Source organism: Actinomadura sp. HBU206391 (assembly GCF_014323665.1).
GTDB lineage: Bacteria > Actinomycetota > Actinomycetes > Streptosporangiales > Streptosporangiaceae > Actinomadura_C.
Genome location: NZ_JABVEB010000347.1, coordinates 1 through 4,732 on the forward strand (window position 1 = coordinate 1; position 4,732 = coordinate 4,732).

6 protein-coding genes are annotated in these 4,732 nt (G+C 70.9%); 2 read left to right on the top strand and 4 right to left on the bottom strand.

Features of this window, described 5'->3' with window-relative positions; all coding sequences use genetic code 11:
• Nucleotides 1-131: 131 nt before the first annotated feature.
• The 4 genes from HKK72_RS35995 to HKK72_RS36010 form a co-directional block, all read right to left on the bottom strand.
• Nucleotides 132-884, bottom strand: coding sequence for a class I SAM-dependent methyltransferase (locus HKK72_RS35995; protein WP_187238870.1), 753 nt, complete (start codon nt 882-884; stop codon nt 132-134).
• Nucleotides 885-948: 64 nt separating this feature from the next.
• A complete protein-coding gene (locus tag HKK72_RS36000) occupies nt 949-2,439 on the bottom strand; it encodes an MFS transporter (protein ID WP_187238871.1) in 1,491 nt (496 codons plus the stop codon).
• Entirely contained in the window at nt 2,436-2,615 is a 180-nt protein-coding gene (locus HKK72_RS36005; protein WP_187238872.1) for a hypothetical protein, read from the bottom strand. Before HKK72_RS36005 ends, HKK72_RS36000 begins: the two co-directional genes overlap by 4 nt.
• On the bottom strand, nt 2,605-3,150 hold the full coding sequence (locus HKK72_RS36010) for an NUDIX hydrolase (protein ID WP_187238873.1): 546 nt from the start codon (nt 3,148-3,150) through the stop codon (nt 2,605-2,607). The genes HKK72_RS36005 and HKK72_RS36010 overlap by 11 nt, the downstream gene beginning before the upstream one ends.
• Before the next feature lie 75 nt (nt 3,151-3,225).
• Between HKK72_RS36010 and HKK72_RS36015 the strand changes: the two genes are divergently transcribed.
• Nucleotides 3,226-3,891: a CDP-alcohol phosphatidyltransferase family protein gene (locus HKK72_RS36015; protein WP_187238874.1), complete on the top strand. Its 666-nt coding sequence runs from the start codon at nt 3,226-3,228 to the stop codon at nt 3,889-3,891.
• Nucleotides 3,892-3,910: 19 nt separating this feature from the next.
• Nucleotides 3,911-4,732: sugar phosphate nucleotidyltransferase (locus tag HKK72_RS36020; RefSeq protein WP_187238875.1), on the top strand; the 822-nt coding region annotated here is incomplete at its 3' end.

The window sequence follows — 4,732 nt, forward strand, 5'->3', positions numbered from 1 at the left end:
CGCGTCTCCATGCCACCCGCAATCGGCTGTGGTCGTTTCGTCGTCCATGGACAGAACGGGAGGATATCCCCGCACGGGGTGGTGTGTCGTCCGGGCCGAGGCCGGCTGCCCACCCTCACGGGACAGAACGGCTAGCCCTCCGTGGCCTCGCGTCGTCGCTTGCGCAGGATGAGCACCAGATTCCAGGTGACGACCTCGCGTACGCCCGGAATCCGCGTGACGCCCTTGGCCCAGCGCGGGTGATAGCGCGGGAGGGCGTCGAGCACCTCGACGTCGGGCCGCTTCCGGGCCCAGGCGAGCGTGTCGGCGACCGAGACGGCGTACAGGCTGGACCCGTGCAGGTTCTTGGGCGGCCGGCCGTGCCTGCGCTCGTATCGGCGCGCGGCGCGGTCGCCGCCGAGATAGTGCCACGGCGAGGTCTCGTGCCCGCCCCAGGGCGACAGCCAGTTGGTGAACGAGAGGTAGACGATCCCCCCGGGCCGGGTCACCCGCACCATCTCGCCGGCCATCCGCCACGGCTCTGGCACGTGCTCCAGCACGTTGGAGGAGAAGCAGACATCCGCTCCGTCGGTGCGGAAGGGCAACTGCAGCGCGCTGCCGAGAACGCTGTCGCCAGGGGCTGCGCCGAACGCGGTCATCTCGCCGGCGTCGACGTCCACCCCCGCGCAGCGGGCCCCGGCGGCGCGCAGCTCGCGGGTGAAGAACCCCGAGCCGCTGCCCACGTCGATCACGGTCGCGCCGTCCAGGCCGGTGTAGGAGCGGAGCTGAGCCACCGTGTCGCGGGCCATGAGCCCGTAGAAGCGCTCCGGGTCGGCCTGTTCGCCCCGGAAGGCGCTGAGCAGCCGTACGGAGCGGGCCAGCGTCGCGCGGTACGGCTCATCCATGTCGGCCTCCTGACGATCCGGGTGATCGGGATGGTGGTGCGGACGTCCGAGAACGGCCGGTGGTTCATCGGCGGCGGCGACGGTACCGGGGGATCAGCGACACGCCGGCCGTCGCCGCGAGAATTGCGAAACTGTACAGGAGCGTGCGTTCGGCGGCGCGCAGGTGATCGGCGGCGCTCGCCGGGCCGCCGGCGAAGAAGATCGTCGCGGTGACCGCGGCGCCGATCGCCGCACCCAGTTGGCCGGCCGAGTTGAACACCCCCGAGGCGGCTCCGGCCTGGCCGGCCGGCACGTCCCTGAGCGTCACGTGCGGCAGCACGGGAGCGATCATGCCCATGCCGATCCCGCTGAGGAACAGCCACGGAACGATGTCGGCGCTGCCCAGCCCGGTGCCGTTCCAATGGAGGGCGACCACGAGGCCGAGCAGCCCGGGGATCATCACGCTGGCCCCGACCCCGACGAACAGCCGCCCGGCCCGGTGGCCGTACCAGTTGGTGAACTGCCCGGTGCAGGCGATCCCGAGCGGCCAGGCCAGCAGGGTCAGCCCCAGATGCAGCGGGGTCCACCCGAGCCCGCTCTGCAGCGCCCAGGTCAGCGCGAGGTAGTAGCACGTGGTGCTGGAGTTGAGCGCCGTGCTCAGAGCGGTGCCGCGTGTGAACGACCGAAGGCCGAACAACTGGGGCGGCACCAGCGGAGAGGCGCCCGCCCGCTCGCGGCGTCGTTCATGCCGTACGAACAGCGCCGTCACCGGGACGCTCAGGATCAGAGCGGTGAGCAGCCACCACGGCCAGCCCAGCTCGCGGCCCTGCAACAGCGGGCCGAGCAGCAGCAAGGACGCGGCGGCCAGCAGGAACACGCCGGGCAGGTCCAGCCGGGCCGGTTGCTCCGACCGGGACTCCCGCAGCCACAGCGCGCCGCCGGCCAGGGCGAGCAGCCCCACCGGCACGTTCACGTAGAAGACCAGGCGCCAGCCGAGACCAAAGGCGTCGAGGGACGTGAGCAGGCCGCCGAGAAGCGGGCCGCTGACCGTGGCCAGGCCGAGCACCAGGCCGCTCAGGCTCAGCGCGGTGGTGCGCGCCCGCCCGACCGGGAACTGCGTGGTGATCACCGACATCACCTGCGGCACCATGATCCCGCCGAAGACGCCCTGGGCGACGCGGGCGCCGACGAGCATCCCCGGTGAGACGGCGGCGCCGGCCGCGGCCGAGGCGACCGTGAACCCCAGCACCCCGATCAGGAAGATCTTCTGACGTCCGGCGATGTCGCCGAGCCGCCCGCCGGTCACCAGGGTCAGCGCGAAGGCCAGGGCGTACCCGGCGACCACCCACTGGCCGGCGGACGCCGAGCCGCCGAGGTCGTCGTGGATGCGGGGCAGGGCCACGTTGACGATGGTGACGTCGACCAGGTCCATGAACGCGGCCATCAGCACGACCGCCAGCGCGAGCCGGCGGCGCCGGACCTCGGGTCCGGGCCGGACGCGGCGGCGTGGCGCCGCGTGCCTTCCGTGCCGTCGGGGCACCCCCGGGCGGACGTGGCTCGGCCGTGCTCCGGTCACGGGATGATCTCCGCACGCCTCGGCCGCACTGCCTGCGGCCGGCGCCCGAAGGCCGCTTCGGCGAGGTGCGGCACCTGTGCCTCCTCGGGGCGGGAAGCGCATAGTAGCCCGGTCTTGACCTCGGGCGGCAGCCCGCCGCACGCCGTCCCGACCCGCGGGGGCGGGTCAGGTCGCACCGGCTCCTTCACCGCCGGTAGTGGTGAGCAGGTAGAGGAGGGCGGAGGCCGTGGAGGCCGACCCCACATCGCCGCGGGCGATCAGCTCCGGCGCCGCGCTGAGGGGCACCCACTCGATGCGCTCGGCCTCCACGTCGGTCGGCTCGCCGACGCGCGCGGCGCCGTCGGCCCGGAAGATGTGATGAAGGCCATCCGTCAGGCCGGGTGAGGGCCGTAGTTCCAGCAGCGGGTGGAGGGGCCCCGGCCGCCATCCGGTCTCCTCCAGCACCTCCCGCGCGGCGGCCTGAGCGGCGTCCTCACCCGGCTCGACCCGTCCTCCGGGGATCTCCCATCCCCAGGTGTCCGGGATGAAACGGTGGCGCCAGATCAGCAGGACCCGCCCCAGCGCATCGATGGCGGCGACGCCCGCCGATGGCCGGACCCGGACAAGGTGGTGCTCGAAGCGGCGGCCGTCCGGCAGCTCGACATCGGCCAGGCGGACATCGAGCCACGGGCTGCGGTAAATGGATCGTTCCCCGTGAAAAGTCCAGCGCATGACCCGGGACGCTATCGCTAGAAGCGGGAATCCGGCGGATAGGGTCGGGGTCAACGGCAAGGAGAAGTAGTCACCGTGAGTCAGCAGAGCACTGAGCCCGCGCAGACGCCGGACCGCATCTGGACGGTACCGAACGCGCTCAGCCTCGCGCGCCTCCTCGGTGTCCCGGTGTTCTTCTGGCTGGTCCTGATCGAGGCGGACTGGTGGGCTCTCGGGCTGCTCGTCGCCGCGGGGATGTCGGACTGGCTGGACGGGCGGCTCGCCCGGATGCTGGACCAGTTCAGTCGGCTCGGCGCTGTGCTCGACCCGGCGGCCGATCGGCTCTACATCTTCGCGACACTCATCGGGCTGACCATCCGTGAGATCGTCCCGCTGTGGCTGACGGTGCTGCTGCTGGCCCGCGAGGTGCTCATGGCGCTGCTGTTGGCCGTGCTGCGGCGGCTCGGTTATGAGGCGTTCCCCGTGCACTTCGTCGGCAAGGCGGCCACGTTGTGCCTGCTCTACGCGTTCCCGCTGCTGTTGTGGGGAGATCATCCCGGCGGGGCGGCCGAGACGGCGAAGATCATCGGTTGGTCTTTCGCCATTTGGGGAACGGCACTGTACTGGTGGGCGGCTCTGCTCTATGCCGTCCAGATGCGGCGTCTGTTCGGCGGCCGCACGCCCCCGCCGAATCGGGGTCATGGGCTCGAGCCCACCGACCCGTCGCAGGTGCGGGGCGCAACCCCCGGATTAGGGGCATGAAAGGAGTTAGGGCGTCTCGATGAAGGCCGTTGTCATGGCAGGCGGGGAGGGGACGCGGCTGCGTCCGATGACCGCGAACCAGCCCAAGCCACTGTTGCCCGTCATCAATCGGCCGATCATGGAGCACGTGCTGCGGCTGCTGAAGCGGCACGGGTTCACCGAGACGGTCGTCACCGTCCAGTTCCTCGCCGCGCTGATCCGCAACTACTTCGGCGATGGTGAAGAGCTGGGCATGTCGCTGCACTACGCGACCGAGGAGATGCCGCTCGGCACCGCCGGCAGCGTCAAGAACGCCCAGGACGCGCTGCGCGACGAGCGCTTCCTGGTGATCTCCGGTGACGCGCTCACCGACATCGACCTGTCCGACATGGTGCGGTTCCACAAGAAGAACGGCGCGATGGTGACCATCGGCCTCAAGCGGGTGCCCAACCCGCTCGAGTTCGGCATCATCATCGTGGACGAGGAGGGCCGCATCCAGCGGTTCCTCGAGAAGCCGACCTGGGGGCAGGTGTTCTCCGACACCGTCAACACCGGCATCTACGTGATGGAGCCCGAGGTCCTCGACCACTTTCCGCCGGGTCAGTCCGTCGACTGGTCGAGCGATGTGTTCCCGAAGCTCCTGCAGGAGGGCGCGCCGCTGTACGGCTACATCGCCGACGGCTACTGGGAGGACGTCGGCACCCACGAGAGCTACCTCAAGGCACAGGCCGACATGCTCTCCGGGAAGATCGACGTGGAGATCGACGGGTTCGAGGTGTCACCGGGAGTCTGGGTCGCCGAGGGCGCCGACGTCGACCCCGAGGCGATCCTCAAGGGCCCGCTCTACATCGGCGACTACGCC